The organism is Pseudomonas fluorescens (assembly GCF_000802965.1).
Lineage (GTDB): Bacteria > Pseudomonadota > Gammaproteobacteria > Pseudomonadales > Pseudomonadaceae > Aquipseudomonas > Aquipseudomonas fluorescens_A.
In genome coordinates this window covers 119716-136955 of record NZ_JSAK01000017.1, presented here as the reverse complement: position 1 = coordinate 136955, position 17240 = coordinate 119716, and the positions used below count along the sequence as shown (strand labels likewise).

Annotated in this window: 14 protein-coding genes; 5 read left to right on the top strand and 9 right to left on the bottom strand. The window is 58.8% G+C overall.

Annotated features, from left to right (window positions below):
* Nucleotides 1–207: 207 nt before the first annotated feature.
* The 3 genes from NL64_RS15065 to copC form a co-directional block, all read right to left on the bottom strand.
* Nucleotides 208–1506, bottom strand: a complete 1299-nt coding sequence (locus NL64_RS15065; RefSeq protein WP_034148861.1) for an OprD family porin — start codon at nt 1504–1506, stop codon at nt 208–210.
* Between the two features lie 243 nt (nt 1507–1749).
* Nucleotides 1750–2607 carry a copper homeostasis membrane protein CopD gene (copD, locus tag NL64_RS15060; protein ID WP_034148860.1) on the bottom strand — a complete coding sequence of 286 codons (858 nt, stop codon included), beginning with the start codon at nt 2605–2607 and terminating at the stop codon, nt 1750–1752.
* A 3-nt stretch (nt 2608–2610) separates the two neighbouring features.
* Complete coding sequence (copC, locus tag NL64_RS15055) at nt 2611–2976, bottom strand: copper homeostasis periplasmic binding protein CopC (protein ID WP_034148859.1); 366 nt, start codon at nt 2974–2976, stop codon at nt 2611–2613.
* Nucleotides 2977–3116: 140 nt separating this feature from the next.
* Between copC and NL64_RS15050 the strand changes: the two genes are divergently transcribed.
* Nucleotides 3117–3737: a TetR/AcrR family transcriptional regulator gene (locus NL64_RS15050; protein ID WP_034148858.1), complete on the top strand. Its 621-nt coding sequence runs from the start codon at nt 3117–3119 to the stop codon at nt 3735–3737.
* 140 nt (nt 3738–3877) lie between these two features.
* On the opposite strand, the gene preA is transcribed toward NL64_RS15050, so the two are convergent.
* The 3 genes from preA to hydA all read right to left on the bottom strand — a co-directional run bounded on the left by preA (nt 3878) and on the right by hydA (nt 8112).
* Entirely contained in the window at nt 3878–5152 is a 1275-nt protein-coding gene (gene preA, locus NL64_RS15045) for an NAD-dependent dihydropyrimidine dehydrogenase subunit PreA (RefSeq protein WP_034148857.1), read from the bottom strand.
* Nucleotides 5153–6520, bottom strand: coding sequence for an NAD(P)-dependent oxidoreductase (locus NL64_RS15040; protein WP_034148856.1), 1368 nt, complete (start codon nt 6518–6520; stop codon nt 5153–5155). It lies immediately after the preceding gene.
* Between the two features lie 152 nt (nt 6521–6672).
* Entirely contained in the window at nt 6673–8112 is a 1440-nt protein-coding gene (gene hydA, locus NL64_RS15035; protein WP_034148855.1) for a dihydropyrimidinase, read from the bottom strand.
* 552 nt (nt 8113–8664) lie between these two features.
* Between hydA and NL64_RS15030 the strand changes: the two genes are divergently transcribed.
* From NL64_RS15030 to NL64_RS15015, 4 genes are all read left to right on the top strand, one after another.
* Nucleotides 8665–10149 carry an NCS1 family nucleobase:cation symporter-1 gene (locus NL64_RS15030; RefSeq protein WP_034148854.1) on the top strand — a complete coding sequence of 495 codons (1485 nt, stop codon included), beginning with the start codon at nt 8665–8667 and terminating at the stop codon, nt 10147–10149.
* 164 nt (nt 10150–10313) lie between these two features.
* The gene (locus tag NL64_RS15025; RefSeq protein ID WP_034148853.1) at nt 10314–11597 is read left to right on the top strand and encodes a Zn-dependent hydrolase; all 1284 of its coding nucleotides are present in this window, start codon (nt 10314–10316) and stop codon (nt 11595–11597) included.
* 184 nt (nt 11598–11781) lie between these two features.
* Complete coding sequence (locus NL64_RS15020) at nt 11782–13278, top strand: PAS domain S-box protein (protein ID WP_034148852.1); 1497 nt, start codon at nt 11782–11784, stop codon at nt 13276–13278.
* Between the two features lie 184 nt (nt 13279–13462).
* Complete coding sequence (locus NL64_RS15015) at nt 13463–13714, top strand: DUF1652 domain-containing protein (RefSeq protein ID WP_034148851.1); 252 nt, start codon at nt 13463–13465, stop codon at nt 13712–13714.
* Nucleotides 13715–14211: 497 nt separating this feature from the next.
* On the opposite strand, the gene NL64_RS15010 is transcribed toward NL64_RS15015, so the two are convergent.
* The 3 genes from NL64_RS15010 to NL64_RS15000 all read right to left on the bottom strand — a co-directional run bounded on the left by NL64_RS15010 (nt 14212) and on the right by NL64_RS15000 (nt 17200).
* A complete protein-coding gene (locus tag NL64_RS15010; protein ID WP_034148850.1) occupies nt 14212–14979 on the bottom strand; it encodes an SDR family oxidoreductase in 768 nt (255 codons plus the stop codon).
* Nucleotides 14980–15023: 44 nt separating this feature from the next.
* Nucleotides 15024–16091: a phosphotransferase family protein gene (locus NL64_RS15005; protein WP_034148849.1), complete on the bottom strand. Its 1068-nt coding sequence runs from the start codon at nt 16089–16091 to the stop codon at nt 15024–15026.
* A gap of 143 nt (nt 16092–16234) precedes the next feature.
* Entirely contained in the window at nt 16235–17200 is a 966-nt protein-coding gene (locus NL64_RS15000; protein WP_034148848.1) for a 2-hydroxyacid dehydrogenase, read from the bottom strand.
* Nucleotides 17201–17240 lie beyond the last annotated feature (40 nt).

Genomic DNA, 17240 nt, shown 5'->3' with positions numbered 1-17240 from the left:
TCTTGTCAACGCGACTTTGGTGGAAATTGACGGAGGGTCATTGGTCACAACAGTACCCCCCGTGGCGAGGGAGCTTGCTCCCGCTCGGCTGCGCAGCAGTCGCAAATCCAGACGCCTCATTATTCCTGAAGCTTGCAGGGGGCCGCTACGCGACCCAGCGGGAGCAAGCTCCCTCGCCACAGATTTTATGTGCCGGCAAAAAACGCCTTACAGCAACGAAATCGGATAGCTGATGAAAATCCGGTTTTCATCGAACTCGTTGGTGCTGAAGCTCTTGCGGATGCTCGCGTTACGCCATTTGACGTTGAGGCTCTTCAGCGGACCGCTCTGTACGGTGTAGGCCAGTTCCGATTCGCGGCCCCATTCCGTGCCGTCGGTGATGGTGCCGGTGTGCACGTTGTCGCCGCTGATGTAGCGGTTCATCAAGGTCAGGCCGGGAACGCCGAGCGCGACAAAGTTGTAGTCGTGGCGCACCTGCCAGGATTTCTCCTTGGCGTTGTCATAACTGGAGTTGTAACTGTCGTTGGCCAGGGTGCCGCCACTGGTGCCGTTGACCCGCATCCAGACATCGTCGCCGCTGAGCTTTTGCAGGCCGACATAGAAGGTGTTGCCGCCGTATTTGGCCGAGAGCAGGGCGAAGGCGGTTTTGTTGTCGAGATCGCCGGCCAGGGCACTGCCGTCTTCCTTGCCGATGAAGTAGCCGAGGTTGGCACCGAGGGTCCAGTCGCCGATGGGCTGGCTGTGGCTCAGGTTGAAATACTGCTGCTGGTAGATGTCGCTGAGCTCGGCGTACCACACACCGATCTGGGTGCGTTTTTCGTTGAAGGCGTATTCGCCGCCGCCGAAGTTGAAACGGTCCGAGGCAAACGCCGCCGATTTACCGTTCATGAACATGTCTTCCATGCTCGCATCGTTGCGCGGGCTGTTCTTGCGGAACTGGCCGCCGTAGAGGGTCAGGCCGCTGATTTCGGTGGAAGTCACCTGGCCGCCCTGGAAGGTTTGTGGCAGCGAACGGCCGTCATCGGAGCGCAGGATCGGAAGCACCGGCATCCATTCACCGACCTTCAGTTCGGTCTTCGAAATCTTGCCTTTGAGCGCCACGCCCAGGCGGCCGAAGCTGTCGGCAGGACGACCATCACCATGGATCGGCAACAACTGCGTGCCCCCGGTGCCTTTGCCACCATCGAGCTTGACCGAAAGGAGCCCCAGCACATCCACGCCGAAGCCGACCGGGCCCTGGGTGAAGCCTGACTTGGAATCGAGGATGAAGTTTTGCGTCCACTCTTCAGCCTTGCCCTGAGGGTAGGCAGGGTTGGTGTAGTTTCGATTGATGTAGGCGTTACGCAGGTTCAGCGTGGCCTTGGCGTCATCGGTGAAACCTTCGGCCTGGCTGGTCATCGGCAAGGCGAGCATCAGGCTGCTGCAACCGATAAGGCTCAGCGTGTTGCGGCGGGCGAAGGATGGACGTGGGGTTCGGGCAGAGGAATTGCGGACGAGCTTGCTCACTGTGACGCTCCATTCTTTTTTTGTTATTTTTCGTTATACGTCGTCGTACAACATTGGGGCGATTATTTGCGAGGTGTTTCAGGGTTGTCAATCAGAAGTTATACGATGACTTGATAAGGGCTCAGCCGAGGATTGAAACCTGTGGGAGCGAGCCTGCTCGCGATAGCCATTTCAAATTCAGCATGGCTGTCGCCTGAAACACCGCCATCGCGAGCAGGCTCACTCCCACAAGGGGACGGGTTGTCAGTTCGAAATCGTCGGCGGCAGGGTGCCGAGTAATGAAACGGCGGCCATCGCGCCAAGCCCCAGCAACCACTCCAGTAGCACGCTGTTGCGTAATGTCGTCAGGCGCTGCTCGCAGCGGTTGATCCGCAGCCGGTTGAACAGCGCCAATCCCAACATAGCGACAACCAGTGACACCTTGATCAGCAGAATCAAGGCAAAACCTGACAACAACGGCGTGGGCCACAAGGCGCCGGTAAGCACCCGGATGTTGATCAATCCGCTGATCAGCAAACCCGCCACCAAGACATAGCCGACGCCGCTGAATCGCCGTAACAGCGCCTTGATGGAATGCCCGGCAGGTCGCCGCAGGATCATCATCAACAGCATCAACCCACCGAGCCAGGCGCCAACGCACGCCAGGTGAATCAGTTGGTTGAGGATCAGCAATTGGCCTTCGATGCCATCGAGCATGGCGCCGTGGCCAATGGGGGCCAAAGTCGCCAGTAACAAGCTGCTGAGGAGGAGGCGCAGGGGTACGTTGGCGCGCAGCGATGTCAGCAGCAATACCAGCAGTAACGCATTGAACAGCAGGTGCCAGGTCCAGACCTGACCAAAAAAGGTACGCGACAACACCAGGCGCAATGTCGATGGCTCGAACGCTGCATCCCACGAACCGGCCATACTGGCGGTGACCAGCAGTAACCAACCGATGCCGCTGGCCAGCGCCACTGCCGCCAGCCACAGGCCAATGCGCGCCAAGGGCTGATCAAGCGCGGTTTCACGACCCAGGAGCAGCGGCCGAAACACCCACGTTCCGAACAACATCAGCACCACGGTGAAATGCAGGAACCGACACAACACCATCGCGCTCGTCATGGGTTACTGGCCAACTTCGAAGCCGTAGGCGCCTTCGCTTTTGTGGGTGTCGACCGACACGACGTGCCATTCGACCTTGTAACTGCCAGCCGTCAACGGCACCGCCGGCGTGACAACAAGAGTGGTTTTTTCGTCGCCTTGGGTGACCAGGCTTTTTACCAGAATGTCAGCGCCGTCCTTGCTGATCGTGACTTTGCTGAAGTCGGCTTCGACCCCTTCGGAAAACGTCAGGCTCAGTTCCGCCGGTGCGCTAACGGTGCTGTCGGCGGCGGGTGTCTGGCTTTTCAGATGGGCGTGAGCAAAAACCGATGACGCACAGAAGAGCGAGCCGAGCAGGGCGGCGGTGGTCAGGGTGTTCTTGATAAGCATCGATGAATCCCTCAGCGGCAGGTTCGAAGTGGGCGTCAGTTTAGCTGCCAGGCACGGGTTGTACGAAGTTTGCTTTTCCCCTGTCGCCGCGAGGTAGAGCGGATGCTAGTCTTGTTCAAGGTTGTCGTCAGGGAGCCCTCATGGGCAATCACAAGATCGAGATTCGCCGCAGTAACGTCGAAAAAATTCTGTTGGGGGCTGAGAAGGTCTTCGCCGAAAAAGGTTTCGGCAGCACCGCCATGGCCGACATCGCTGCCGAAGTGCAACTGCCGCGCTCCAACCTGCATTACTACTTCAGCACCAAGACCGAGTTGTACAGCGCCGTGCTGTTCGATTTGCTGGAAGTGTGGAAGCAGGATGCGCTGTGCTTCGAAATGTTCGACGATCCGCGCGTGGTGCTCAGCAGCTACATCCGCGCCAAGATGAACCACTCCCGCAGCCGTCCTTATGGCTCGAAAGTCTGGGCCAACGAAATCATCCACGGCGCACCGACCCTGGGCGAGAAACTCGACGCCAGCCTGTACGACTGGGCCAAGATGAAGGAAGCGAAAATCCGCCAGTGGGTGGATGACAAACGCATCCTGCCGGTGGAGCCTTCGAGCCTGCTGTACATGATCTGGGCCTCGACCCAGCACTACGCCGACTTCGATCACCAGGTGAACATTCTCAATGACCACCAACCGCTGTCGGACATGCAGTTCGAGCGGGCGGTGCAGACGGTGACGAGTGTGATTTTGCGGGGGATTGGGTTGGAGCCTTAGAGTCCAGCGGTGCGGCGACCGGCCGCATCGCGGGCAAGCCCGCTCCCACAGGTATCTTGGTGTACACGACATTTGCGTACGACAGAACCACTGTGGGAGCGGGCTTGCCCGCGAAGGCGTCAGCTCAAACTCCGCGAGTCTCAAGGACTGACGTGGTACGGATTCCTCGGATCATGATTCCAATCCAGAAACGGCTTGCCATTCTCCATCGGCACCATCTCGATGCAATCCTGCACCGGGCAGGTGATCTGACACAGGTTGCAGCCCACGCATTCATCATCGATCACTTGATACTTGTGCGTGCCGTCCGCTTGCTTGACGCTGGCCACCGCCTGGTGCGAGGTGTCTTCGCAAGCGATGTGGCAACGACCGCAACCGATGCACGCCTCTTGGTCAATCTTCGCAATCACCTGATAGTTGATGTCCAGGTACTTCCAGTCCGTGGTGTTGCCCACCGCGCGCCCGGAGAATTCGGAAATGCTGGCGTAACCCTGACTGTCCATCCATCGCGATAATCCGTCCTTCATCTCCTCGACAATCCGGAAGCCATGCAGCATCGCCGCCGTGCATACCTGCACCGAGCCACTGCCCAGCGCGATGAATTCCGCCGCATCACGCCAGTTGCCAATGCCGCCGATTCCGCTGATCGGCAGGCCCTGAGTCTGCGGATCACGTGCGATTTCGGCGACCATATTCAACGCAATAGGCTTCACCGCCGAACCGCAATAGCCACCGTGGGTGCTCTGGCTGCCGACCATGGGATTGGCGACCATGCGCTCCAGGTTGACGCTGGTGATCGAGTTGATCGTGTTGATCAGCGAAACCGCATCGGCGCCGCCACGGTGCGCCGCGCGGGCAGCGACGCGGATGTCAGTGATGTTCGGCGTGAGTTTGACGATCACTGGCAGCGAGCAATAAGTCTTGCACCAACGGGTAACCTGTTCGACGTATTCCGGCACTTGGCCGACCGCTGCGCCCATGCCGCGTTCCGGCATGCCATGGGGGCAACCGAAGTTCAGCTCAATGCCATCGGCGCCGGTGGCTTCCACCAAGGGCAGGATGTGTTTCCACGACTCTTCGACGCAGGGCACCATCAAGGAAACGATCAGCGCACGGTCCGGCCAGTCTTTTTTGACCTGGGTAATTTCCCGCAGATTGATCTCTAGCGAACGGTCGGTGATCAGTTCGATATTGTTGAAACCCAACACTTCACGGTTGGCCCCGAAGTGCGCCGAGTAGCGTGACGATACGTTGACCGCCGCCGGGTCTTCGCCCAGGGTTTTCCAGACCACGCCACCCCAACCGGCCTCGAAGGCGCGGACCACGTTGTAGGCTTTGTCGGTCGGCGGCGCGGAGGCCAGCCAGAACGGGTTGGGGGATTTGATGCCAGCGAAGACAATCGAGAGATCGGCCATTTATGCGGCCTCCACGTTAAGCATCAGTTGAGCGTTGATCGCTTCGGCGGCTTTTTTGCCATGTTGCACGGCTTGCACGGTGAGGTCCTGATCGAGGCTGGTGCAGTCGCCGCCCGCATAAACACCGGGGATGCTGGTGTGCAGATTTTCGTCGACCTGAATGCGATCGCCCTGACGCTTTAGTTCTCGGGCCAATGGATCGGCGAGGGCGCTGGAATCGAAGCTTTGGCCGATGGCTTTGAAGATTGCATCGGCGGCCAGTTCGAAGGTTTCGCCGGTGGTTTGCAGGCGACCTTCCACCAGATGCGTGCGCGCGAAACGCATGCCGCGCACCTGTCCGCGATCATCGAGTAACACTTTTTCCGGTTGTGCCCAGGTCAACAGGCGCACTTGATTGGCTTTGGCGATGTCTTGCTCGTGATGGGTCGCGCCCATGTCTTCCACGCCACGGCGATATACCAAATTGACGTCGCGGGCGCCCAGCCGCGCCATTTGCACGGCCATGTCGATGGCGGTATTACCGGCGCCGAGTACGATGCAGTGATCGGCCATCGGCAATTGCGTCAAATCATCCGCCTGACGCAGTTCGCGGATGTAGTCGGTGGCGGCCACCAGGCCCGGCGCCTCTTCATGGGCCAGGCCCAATTGTTTGCTCGCCGCCAGGCCCAGGCCGAGGAACACGGCATCGAATTGCTGGTGCAGTTCGCTGAGGGTCAAGTTTTCGCCGAGTTTTTGCCCATGACGGATTTCGATCCCGCCGATCTCCAGCAGGAAATCCAATTCTTTCTGCGCGTAATCATCCACCAGTTTGTACTTGGCGATCCCGTATTCATTAAGGCCACCGGCCTTTTCCTTTGCCTCGAAAATCACCACGTCATGCCCGTGCATGGCACTGCGATGTGCGCAGGACAAGCCGGCCGGACCGGCACCCACCACGGCAATGCGCTTGCCGGTGGCGGCTGCACGGGTGAAGGGGTGTTCGCTGAAATGCGCATTGTCCACCGCGTAGCGTTGCAACAGACCGATCAACACCGGCGCGCACTCGTGAGCGTTGTTGCGTACACAAGCCTGCTGGCAGAGGATTTCCGTTGGGCAGACCCGGGCGCAACTGCCGCCGAGGATGTTTGCCGAGAGGATTTTCTGCGCCGCGCCTTGCACGTTGTCCTGGTGGATGTTGCGGATGAACGACGGGATATCGATTTCGCTCGGGCACGCATTCACGCACGGCGCGTCGTAGCAATACAGACAGCGCGAGGCTTCCAGGTGGGCCTGGCGATCGTTGAGCGGCGGCGCCAGATCGGTGAAATGGCTGGCGAGCACGGCCGCGCTCTCGTAGGGATGCGGGAGGTGGGTCAGGGTCTTGATCACGGTGTGGGCCTCACGGTAATGGAGGTACTGCCTCTGGTGGGCATTGTTATTGCGGTGTCTGTGCGGTCCTCATCGCTGGCAAGCCAGCTCCTACAGGGGATCGCATTTCAACTGTAGGAGCTGGCTTGCCAGCGATAGGCCGAAGGCCGATCTCAACGTTTCACAGCCACTGGCTGATTCAACTCGGCGCGCTTGCTCAGCAAATCAAACACCGCCGGATATGCCGGCCGTTCGATATACCGCCCGGCACCGCGCTCAGCCCGCAAATCGCCATCGGCCCAAACTACCTGGCCTTGGCTGACGGTGTGACTGGGCACGCCGCGCACGGTCTTGCCTTCGAAGATGTTGAAGTCGACTTGCTGGTGATGAGTCTTCGCCGAAATCGTCCGCGTACCTTGCGGGTCCCACAGCACCAGATCGGCATCGGCACCCACACGGATCGCACCTTTGCGCGGGTAGAGGTTGAAAATCTTCGCAGTGTTGGTGGAGGTGAGGGCGACGAACTGCTGCATCGACAAGCGCCCAGTGTTCACCCCTTCATCCCACAGCACCGCCATGCGGTCTTCAATGCCCGCCGTGCCATTCGGGATCTTGCTGAAATCATCCTTGCCCGCCGCTTTTTGTTCCGCGCAGAAACAGCAGTGGTCAGTGGCCGTGGTGTGCAGGTTGCCCGCCTGCAGGCCATGCCAAAGCGCTTCCTGATGGCCAATGGGGCGAAACGGTGGGCTCATCACGTAACCGGCGGCGGTTTGCCAATCCGGATGGCGGTAGACGCTGTCGTCCAGCAGCAGATGCCCGGCCAATACTTCGCCATAGACCGGTTGGCCCTTGGCGCGCGCATAGGTGATTTCGTCGAGGGCTTCCTTGGTCGAGACGTGAACGAGGTACAACGGCGTACCGAGGGTTTCGGCAATGCGGATCGCCCGGCTCGCTGCTTCACCTTCCACTTGCGAGGGGCGCGACAAAGGGTGTGCTTCCGGCCCTGTCATGCCCTGGGCCATCAGTTTGCGTTGCAGGTGAAATACCAGTTCGCCGTTCTCCGCATGCACAGTCGGCACCGCGCCCAGCTCCAGGCAGCGCTCGAAACTCGCCACCAAGGTGTCGTCGGCCGCCATGATCGCGTTCTTGTAGGCCATGAAATGTTTGAAGCTGTTGACCCCGTGATGGCTGACCAACTCGGCCATTTCTTCGCGGACCTGTTCGCTCCACCAGGTAATGGCGACGTGGAAGCCGTAATCGGACGCCGACTTCTCGGCCCAGCCGCGCCACTGATGAAATGCCTCCATCAAGGATTGCTGCGGATTGGGAATTACGAAATCGATGATCGATGTGGTGCCACCGGCAAGTCCCGCTGCCGTACCACTGAAAAAGTCTTCGCTGGCCACAGTGCCCATGAAGGGCAGTTGCATGTGGGTGTGAGGATCGATGCCACCTGGCATCAGGTATTGGCCGCTGCCGTCAAGTATCTCGGCACTGGCGGGAACGTCGAGGTTTTCGCCGATGGCTTTGATCACGCCGTCTGCGCAATACACATCGGCGCGATAACTTTCATCATGGGTAATAACGGTAGCGCCACGGATCAACAGAGACATTCCGAGTTCCTCGCAGGCATGACCGACTGATGCCGGTTCTAGGTGTTTTATATGAAGCCAGCGCAAAGAGGTGTATTCCTGTCAGCGCTGTCAGGAATAAACGCTAGTCTGAGTTATGCGAATGAGCAAGAATAATTTTTATAAGCTTGTGACTGTTTTAACTGATTGATAAATAACAACTAAATAACAGAATCACCAAAATGGTGAGGCCTCTCACCATTTTGACGCACTTGACAGGATCTAAATATGGTCAAGATTTCTTATGTGAAATCAGCCGTTTGAGGATGGTCTATGGTTGATGCGCAACTTTGAAAAAAAGATCAGTGCACCAGATTGAGTCCTGACTGTTCGGACAACTTGGCTGGCGTTCGGCCTGAGTGGCATGACAAGTAGCCGGGGGACTGAATAGTTGAAGTAATAAAACTGATAAACATCAGTTGGTTACAGATTGGTTATGGAACTGCCCGATGCGAAATCGGGGCGCCCGGCACGTTTATTGATGTCGCCAGCCCCCGATGAGCAAAAAATAATTCAAAGAACAGTGGAGCGGCCATGCAACAGATCAGATCGCAAGTGACCGAGCGCGACGGCTTGTTTGAGCTGGAAGCCGGCAGCGACGTCCTCGACAGTCCCCGATACAACCACGATATGGCACCGACCAAGGTGCGCGAACGAACCTGGAACAAATGGCACATCACCGCACTATGGGTCGGCATGTCGATCTGCGTGCCGACCTATACCCTCGGCGGCGTGCTGACGGCGTACTTCGGTCTGAGCGTCGGCGAAGCGCTGCTGGCGATTCTGTTTGCCAATATCATCGTACTGATCCCCCTGACCCTGAATGCCTTCCCCGGCACGAAGTACGGCATCCCGTTTCCGGTGTTGCTGCGCTCGTCCTTCGGCATCCTCGGCTCGAACATCCCGTGTTTGATCCGCGCCCTGGTGGCGTGCGGCTGGTTCGGTATCCAGACGATGTTCGGCGGCCTCGCCATACATCTGTTCCTGGGCTCGGTGTTCGAGGGCTGGAAATCCCTCGGCGGGACCGGTGAAGTCATTGGCTTCATGGTGTTCTGGGCGCTCAACTTGTGGGTGGTGATTCGCGGTGCCGAGTCGATCAAATGGCTGGAAACCCTGTCGGCGCCGCTGTTGGTGCTGGTGGGGGTAGGGCTGTTGTTGTGGGCCATGCCGAATGTGTCGATGACCGAGCTGATGGCGATTCCGGCCAAGCGCCCGGAAGGGGCCAGCGTGGTCAGTTACTTCGCGGCCGGGCTGACCGCGATGGTCGGGTTCTGGGCGACGTTGTCGCTGAACATCCCGGACTTCAGCCGTTACGCGAAAAGCCAGAAGGACCAGATTGTCGGGCAGATCATCGGCTTGCCGCTGACCATGTTCCTGTTCGCTGCGCTGGGTGTGGTGATGACCGCCGCGTCGGTGAAACTGGTAGGCGTGACGGTCTCCGATCCGGTGACGTTGATCGGCCATATCCAGAGCCCGGTCTGGGTGGCAGTGGCCATGGCGCTGATCATCATCGCCACGCTGTCGACCAATACGGCGGCCAACATCGTCTCGCCCACCAACGACTTCCAGAACATCGCACCCAAGGTGATCAACCGGACCAAAGCGGTACTGCTCACCGGGTTTGTTGGTTTGGTGCTGATGGGCCATGAACTGCTGAAAAAACTTGGCCTGATTGTTTCCGACGTCAGCCTGGAAACGGTCTATTCCAACTGGTTGCTGGGTTATTCCAGCCTGCTTGGGCCGATTGCCGGGATCATGGTGGTGGATTACTTCCTGATCAAGAAACAGCAACTGGACCTCGCCGGGCTCTATCGCGACGACGTGTACCCGGCGTGGAACTGGAACGGCTTTCTCGCATTCGGTGTGCCGGTGGTGTTGACGCTGCTGTCGCTGGGCAGTGATGTATTCAGCTGGTTCTACAGCTATGGCTGGTTCACCGGCTCGGCCCTGGGTGGCCTGATTTATTACGGGTTGTGCGCGATGCGGCCCAGTCCATCAGTTGCGAAATCTGCGGTGTGAGCACGGGCCTCATCGCTGGCAAGCCAGCTCCCACAAGGATCGCGGCGTCCGCCGTTGTGTGGGACACCTAGAACCTGTGGGAGCTGGCTTGCCAGCGATGGCAGCGTCAAAGACACCCGAGAATTGCCTGAGAGAAACCATAACAACAGCCTGAGGAGATCATCATGAACGCAGCCGTAGACGTTCTGCAGTCCACCCATCAGCACATCAACCGCGACCGACTGTGGCAGTCGCTCATGGAGCTGGCCAAGCTTGGCGCCACCGTCAAAGGTGGCGTCTGTCGCCTGGCCCTGACTGATCTCGACCGCCAGGCCCGGGACATTTTCGTCAAATGGTGTGAAGAAGCGGGCTGCACCGTCAGCATCGACGCCGTCGGCAACATTTTCGCCCGACGTCCCGGCCGCAACCCGAACCTGCCACCGGTGATGACCGGCAGCCACATCGACACGCAACCCACCGGCGGCAAGTTCGACGGATGTTTCGGCGTGCTCGCCGGCGTTGAAGTGCTGCGCACCCTCAATGATCTCGGCGTGGAAACCGAAGCACCGCTGGAAGTGGTGGTGTGGACCAACGAAGAAGGCTCGCGATTCGCCCCATGCATGATGGGCTCCGGTGTATTCGCGGAAAAATTCACCCTCGAAGAAACCCTGGCCAAAGTCGATGCCGAAGGCGTGACCGTCGGCGAAGCGCTGAACGCCATCGGTTACGCGGGCCCACGCAAAGTCAGCGGTCACGCCGTGGGCGCCTATTTCGAAGCGCACATCGAGCAAGGCCCGATTCTCGAAGACGAACGTAAAACCATCGGCGTCGTCATGGGCGCCCTCGGGCAAAAATGGTTCGACCTGAAACTGCGCGGCGTTGAAGCCCACGCCGGCCCGACGCCGATGCATCTGCGCAAAGACGCCCTGGTCGGTGCCTCGGTGATTGTTGGTGCGGTCAACCGCGCTGCCCTCGGCCACCAACCTCACGCGTGTGGCACTGTCGGCTGCCTGCAAGCCTATCCCGGTTCACGCAACGTCATCCCGGGCGAAGTGCGCATGACCCTCGACTTCCGTCATCTGGAACCAGCGAGACTGGACTCGATGATCGCCGAAGTCCGCGCAGTCATCGAAGCCACCTGCGAAGAACACGGCCTGACCTTCGAACTGACGCCGACTGCCGACTTCCCGCCGCTGTACTTCGACAAGGGCTGCGTCGACGCCGTCCGTGGCGCGGCGCAAGGCTTGGGTCTGTCAAACATGGACATTGTCAGCGGAGCAGGGCACGACGCGATTTTCCTCGCCGAACTCGGCCCCGCCGGGATGATCTTCGTGCCCTGCGAAGGCGGCATCAGCCACAACGAAATCGAAAACGCCGCGCCGGATGACCTGGCGGCCGGATGCGCGGTGTTGTTGCGGGCGATGCTGGCGGCTTCGGCGGCGATCGCGAGTGGAAAAAAAGCGGCCTGAAAACAAAACCCGACCTGTAGGAACTGCCGCAGGCTGCGATCTTTTGATCTTGATTTTATAAGATCAAAAGATCGCAGCCTGCGGCAGCTCCTACATGAATGGTGTCCGGCTGCACGTTCATGAACCCTTGCGGTCGTAATCTTCACAAGGGGCCTACAAGCTCCATCGCACGTGTGGAGATCCAATGAACCAGGATGCCCTGACCACCGAAACCAGCCGCCGTCAGTTGCAGCAGATCATCACCGGTTTGTCCGACGGGGTGATTCTGTTGGAGCTTGATCAGACGATTGTCTGGGCCAACGACGCCGCGCTGGCGATGCACGGCGTCGAGCGGATCGGCGACTTGGGGGCCAACGCCAAGGAGTACGCCAAACGCTTCGCCTTGCGCTATCGCAACAATCACCCCGTACCGACTGACAATTATCCCGTCAGCCGCGTCGCTCGCGGCGAGACCTTCAGCGATGTGCTGGTCGAATTGACCCCGGCCCATGACGATGAGCACACCTGGATGCACCGCGTGCGCAGCCTGGTAGTGACCGACAGCCAAGGTGAGTCGGAAGCATTAGTGCTGATCATGGCCGATGTTACCGAGTGGGCCAGTGCAGAGCAGCGATTCGAAAAGACTTTCAACGCCAACCCGGCCCCAGCGGTGATCTGCCGCCTCAGTGATTTGCGCTACATCAAGGTCAATCCCGGCTTCCTCGAAATGACCGGCTATGCCCGTGATCAAGTGATCGGCACCTCCACCTATGAACTGGACGTACTGGATCAGGCCGAAAACAAGGACTTGGCCAAACAGCGTCTGCGCGAGGGCGCGACCATCCCGCAGATGCAGGCCGAACTGCGATTGGCCGATGGCAGTAACAAACAAGTGATCGTCGCCGGCCAACCGCTGGAGCTGAACGAAGAAGCCTGCATGCTGTTTTCTTTCGTGGACATGGAGCCCCGGCACAAGGCCGAAATTGCCCTGCGCCAGAGCGAAGAGCGTTTCGCCAAGGCCTTTCGACTGACGCCGGTGCCGATTGTGGTGTGCAGTGCCGCTGATCAAGTGGTCATGGATGTGAACGAGGCATTCCTCGAAACACTCGGATATAACGGTGAGGAAGTGCTGGGCAAGAGCATCGCGCAAATCGACTTCATTCATGACAAGGGCGCGCGTGCAAAACTGTTTGCTGCGCTGGAGAAAACCGGAAGACTGGATCGCATCGACGTGCAAGTCCGCAAGAAAGACGCCGAACTGATCGAATGTGCAGTGTCGGCGGACACCGTGAATATCCAGGACAACCCGTGTTTCCTGCTGGTGCTGATGGATATCACCGAACGCAAACGCACAGAGCTGGAGCTCGTGGCGGCGATTGAAGAAGTGATGAAAGACGCGTCATGGTTCAGTCGCACGCTGATCGAAAAACTCGCCAACGTGAAGAGTTTCAACTCGCCGCCACTGCCCAGCGTGTCCTTTGCAAAATTGACTGCTCGTGAGCGCGATGTGCTGGAATTGATCTGCGAAGGCCTCGCCGACAAGGAAATCGCTGCACGCCTGAAACTGGCGCCGAACACCGTTCGTAACCATGTGGCAACGGTGTATTCCAAGCTCGATGTGCACAGTCGCAGCGGGGCGATTGTCTGGGCTCGGGAGCGCGGGCTGTTCTCCGGCGCATGGCCAACTAAAGGGCATAGGTAAGGTACAAATGCACTAAGCCATTTGGTGCAAATTGATGTTCTGGCAAGGAAGCTCTGCCGCCAATCTAGGAGTGTGCGAAAAACTATCTTCGGATGGTTCGCCAGCCTTTTGAAGTCGCTAAAGGAACATTCATGCACCACCCAAATATCATCGCCACAGCTTCTTGCTGCGCGGGCCAGCCGCAATGATTCATGTGTCGCAACTGCGCACGCAGCTGGAGCGGACATTTTCGCCACTGGCCTGTGAGTGCAATATCACCGGCGATCACTCGTTGACGATAAAGCTCTACCATCCCGTATCCGGGCAGGTAGACCTGGTGGTCAGCGGTTTGAACCTGGCCATGTTGCAGACACCTGAATCGGTGGCCGCACTGATTGAAGAGTTGCGCTACGAGTTGGAGAGCAACAGCCTGCAACGCCCAGATCCGGTAGTGTAGGAATTGCCAGGTTTGGCACGTCTGAACAACTGAATACGCGATAAATCTGTACAAAAGTGATTTTTTTGCGACCGCCCCGTGAACTTTCCGGCGGTGTTTTGTTGTCACAAAAAGGTGTACATCATTTATCGCGGGTCAACCTATGAAAAGTCTTGGGAAACGCGTTTTTGCACCCACTTCGCTCGTATTCTGCGCTGTGATTCTCGCTGGCTGCGCCAGTCCACCCCCACCGCCTCCAGCGCCACCGCCACAGGAACGCACCTGCCAGACAATGGATAAAACCGATGTCATGGGCGACGTGAGGGCCGAAGGGGAGGTGACTCGGGTCACGACCACGACCCGCTGCGTCACCCAGTAATCCCGGACGACCTTATGTCCCTGTAGGAGCTGCCGCAAGTTGCGATCTTTTGATCTTCAGCGCTGCCAATGGCATCGAAAATCAAAAGATCGCAGCCTGCGGCAGCTCCTACAGTAGAGCGTAAGCCGATGGAATCAGATCAGGACAGGAAGCCGCCATCCACGTTTAGAGAAACGCCGGTGGTGTAGCTCGATGCATCGCTCGCCAGATAAAGCACTGCGCCGGCCATTTCACTCGGGTCCGCTACACGCTTGAGCGGAATCTGCGCCAGTGCGGTATTGAGGATTGCCTCGTTCTTCACCAGCGCCGAAGCAAACTTGGTGTCTGTCAAACCCGGAAGCAGGGCATTGCAGCGAATCCCGAACTGCGCACATTCCTTGGCAAACACTTTGGTCATGTTGATCACGGCGGCCTTGGTCACCGAGTAGATGCCCTGGAACACGCCCGGCGAGACGCCGTTGATCGAGGCAACGTTGATGATGCTGCCACCACCGTTTTCACGCATCAGCTTGCCGGCTTCGACCGACATGAAGAAGTAACCGCGGATGTTCACGTCGACGGTCTTCTGGAAGGCGCCCAGGTCAGTGTCCAGCACGTTGCAGAACTGCGGGTTGGTCGCGGCGTTGTTAACCAGGATGTCCAGGCGTCCGAACTGTTCCTTGATGCCAGCGAAGACCTGGCTGATCTGCTCCATTTCGCCGATGTGGCAAGCGATGGCAGTGGCTTTGCCGCCAGCGGCGATGATCGCGTCGGCAACATGCTGGCAGCCATCGAGCTTGCGGCTCGAAACAATCACGTGAGCGCCTTGCTGGGCCAGCAGCTTGGCGATGGCTTCACCGATGCCGCGGCTGGCACCGGAAACGAAAGCGATCTTGCCGTCGAGGTCGAACAACTGAGTCTTGGACATGGGGTTCCCTTATGAAAAGTCTTGTTATTGGGCCAGGGGCGTAATCAAAGGCTGGATTTCTGGATGACCTGCAGGCTCATTTGCTCCAGCAGTTTGTTCATGTGAATGAACTGCGCGAAACGCTTGTCCTGGGTCTGACCATGGTAGAAGCGGTAGTAGATCTGCTGCACGATGCCGGCCAGGCGGAACAAGCCGTAGGTGTAGTAGAAATCGAAATTGTCGATCTGGATGCCAGAACGCTCGGCGTAGTAATCAACGAATTCGCGGCGGGTCAGCATGCCCGGTGCATGGCTGGGCTGGCGGCGCATCAGTTGCACCGGTGCCGGGTCGCCGGCTTCGATCCAGTAGGCGAGGGTGTTGCCCAAGTCCATCAGTGGATCGCCGAGGGTGGTCAGCTCCCAATCGAGCACACCGATGATTTGCATCGGGTTGTTCGGGTCGAGGATCACGTTGTCAAAGCGGTAGTCGTTGTGGACGATGCTGGAGGTCGGGTGATCGGCTGGCATCTTGTCGTTGAGCCAGGCTTTCACCACTTCCCACTGCGGTGCGTCGGGCGTCAGGGCTTTTTCGTAGCGATCGCTCCAGCCTTTGATCTGCCGCGCCACGTAGCCTTCGGGCTTACCGAGATCACCCAGGCCATAGGCGTTGTAGTCGACCCGGTGCAGCTCGACGAATTTGTCGATGAAGCTCTTGCACAGAGCTTCGGTCTTCGCGGAGTCCAGCCCCAGCTCTGGCGGTAACTCGGAGCGCAGGATGATGCCGTTGACCCGTTCCATCACGTAGAACTCGGCGCCGATCACCGATTCATCGGTGCAGTGCACATAGGCCTTGGGGCAGTACGGAAAACCGTCGCGCAACTGATTGAGGATGCGGAACTCGCGACCCATGTCATGGGCGGATTTGGCCTTGTGACCGAACGGCGGCCGACGCAGGACAAACTCCTGTTCGGGGTATTCCAGCAAATAGGTGAGGTTCGACGCGCCGCCCGGAAACTGGCTGATCTGCGGTAAGCCACTGAGGCCTGGAATGTGCGCCTTGAGGTATGGATCGATCAGGCTGGCATCGAGTTCTTCGCCGGTGCGGATGCGGGTGGACTGGTCAGTAAGCGCCATGCTTATCCCTTCTGCTTATTCTGGAGGCCTGAAACTATTGGCTAATCTAATGCGCTCACCCAACCCCCACAACCACGAACGGCCCTTATAGGTGAGCGTGTTGCCGGACAATCATTGTTTTTGATACACGCGTTTGAATTGTCCTACAGGACCGCTTGGCTCGCGCTGCTCGGCAATTCGACGGGAGTGAGCACCGGTTGGCCGGTAAAGAACGCCACCAGGTTGCGGCCCACCAACTCCACTGTGCCTTGCGTGGCTTCTGGAGACAGGCCGGCTACATGTGGGGTCAGAATGACGTTGGTCAGGGCTTTTAACGAATCCGGCACCTGAGGTTCAGCATCGAACACATCCAGTGCAGCGCCGGCGATCCGCCGTTGCTCGAGGGCGCTGACAAGGTCGGCGGTGACGATCACGCTGGCCCGGGCGATGTTGACGACAAAGCCTTTCGGGCCCAGCGCTTCGAGTACCTGGCGATTGATCAGGTGTTTGGTGGTGAGGCCGCCTGGAGTGGCGATGACCAGGAAATCCGAGGCGCGCGCGAGTTCGGTGGGGGTGGAGCAGAAACTGTAAGGCACGTCGCTGCGATGTTGGCGGTTGTGGTAACTCACCGTCATGTCAAAACCGTTGGCAGCGCGTTTGGCGATGGCCATGCCAACGGCACCGAGGCCGAGGATGCCCAGGCGTTTGCCGGCGAGGGAAGGGCGCATGATTTTTGGCCATTCGCCCCGGCGCACGGCGGCGTCACAACGGGGAATGTCGCGGACTATGGAAAGCAACATTGCCATGGCGTGGTCAGCCACCGAGGAGGCGTTGACGCCGGCGCCATTGGTGACGGTGATGCCGCGGTCGGCGGCGGCTTGCAGGTCGACGTGTTCATAACCTGCGCCAATCACGCAGATGATCTTGAGCTTGGGCAGGGCGGCGATTTCATCGGCGTAAAGACCGAGCGGGCCGCGGGTCAGAACGGCGTCGATCTGGCCGCTGTAGCGTGTAATGGCTTCGGCGCGCTCGGCAGGCGTAGGCGCCAGAATCAGGTGGAAGCCCTGATGTTCGAGGATGGGCAGGTAATCATTAATGGTTTCAACCAGGACTAGAACGGTTGCAGGCATGCTTGGCTCCTGTAAGCATCGGAATGTCGGACTCGAACGT

Excerpts from the sequence above, each read along its gene's own strand:
- copD (WP_034148860.1), bottom strand. The coding sequence starts at position 2,607 with ATGACGAGCGCGATGGTGTTGTGTCGGTTCCTGCATTTCACCGTGGTG.
- copC (WP_034148859.1), bottom strand. The coding sequence starts at position 2,976 with ATGCTTATCAAGAACACCCTGACCACCGCCGCCCTGCTCGGCTCGCTC.
- NL64_RS15050 (WP_034148858.1), top strand. The coding sequence starts at position 3,117 with ATGGGCAATCACAAGATCGAGATTCGCCGCAGTAACGTCGAAAAAATT.
- preA (WP_034148857.1), bottom strand. The coding sequence starts at position 5,152 with ATGGCCGATCTCTCGATTGTCTTCGCTGGCATCAAATCCCCCAACCCG.
- hydA (WP_034148855.1), bottom strand. The coding sequence starts at position 8,112 with ATGTCTCTGTTGATCCGTGGCGCTACCGTTATTACCCATGATGAAAGT.
- NL64_RS15030 (WP_034148854.1), top strand. The coding sequence starts at position 8,665 with ATGCAACAGATCAGATCGCAAGTGACCGAGCGCGACGGCTTGTTTGAG.
- NL64_RS15025 (WP_034148853.1), top strand. The coding sequence starts at position 10,314 with ATGAACGCAGCCGTAGACGTTCTGCAGTCCACCCATCAGCACATCAAC.
- NL64_RS15020 (WP_034148852.1), top strand. The coding sequence starts at position 11,782 with ATGAACCAGGATGCCCTGACCACCGAAACCAGCCGCCGTCAGTTGCAG.
- NL64_RS15015 (WP_034148851.1), top strand. The coding sequence starts at position 13,463 with ATGATTCATGTGTCGCAACTGCGCACGCAGCTGGAGCGGACATTTTCG.
- NL64_RS15010 (WP_034148850.1), bottom strand. The coding sequence starts at position 14,979 with ATGTCCAAGACTCAGTTGTTCGACCTCGACGGCAAGATCGCTTTCGTT.
- NL64_RS15005 (WP_034148849.1), bottom strand. The coding sequence starts at position 16,091 with ATGGCGCTTACTGACCAGTCCACCCGCATCCGCACCGGCGAAGAACTC.
- NL64_RS15000 (WP_034148848.1), bottom strand. The coding sequence starts at position 17,200 with ATGCCTGCAACCGTTCTAGTCCTGGTTGAAACCATTAATGATTACCTG.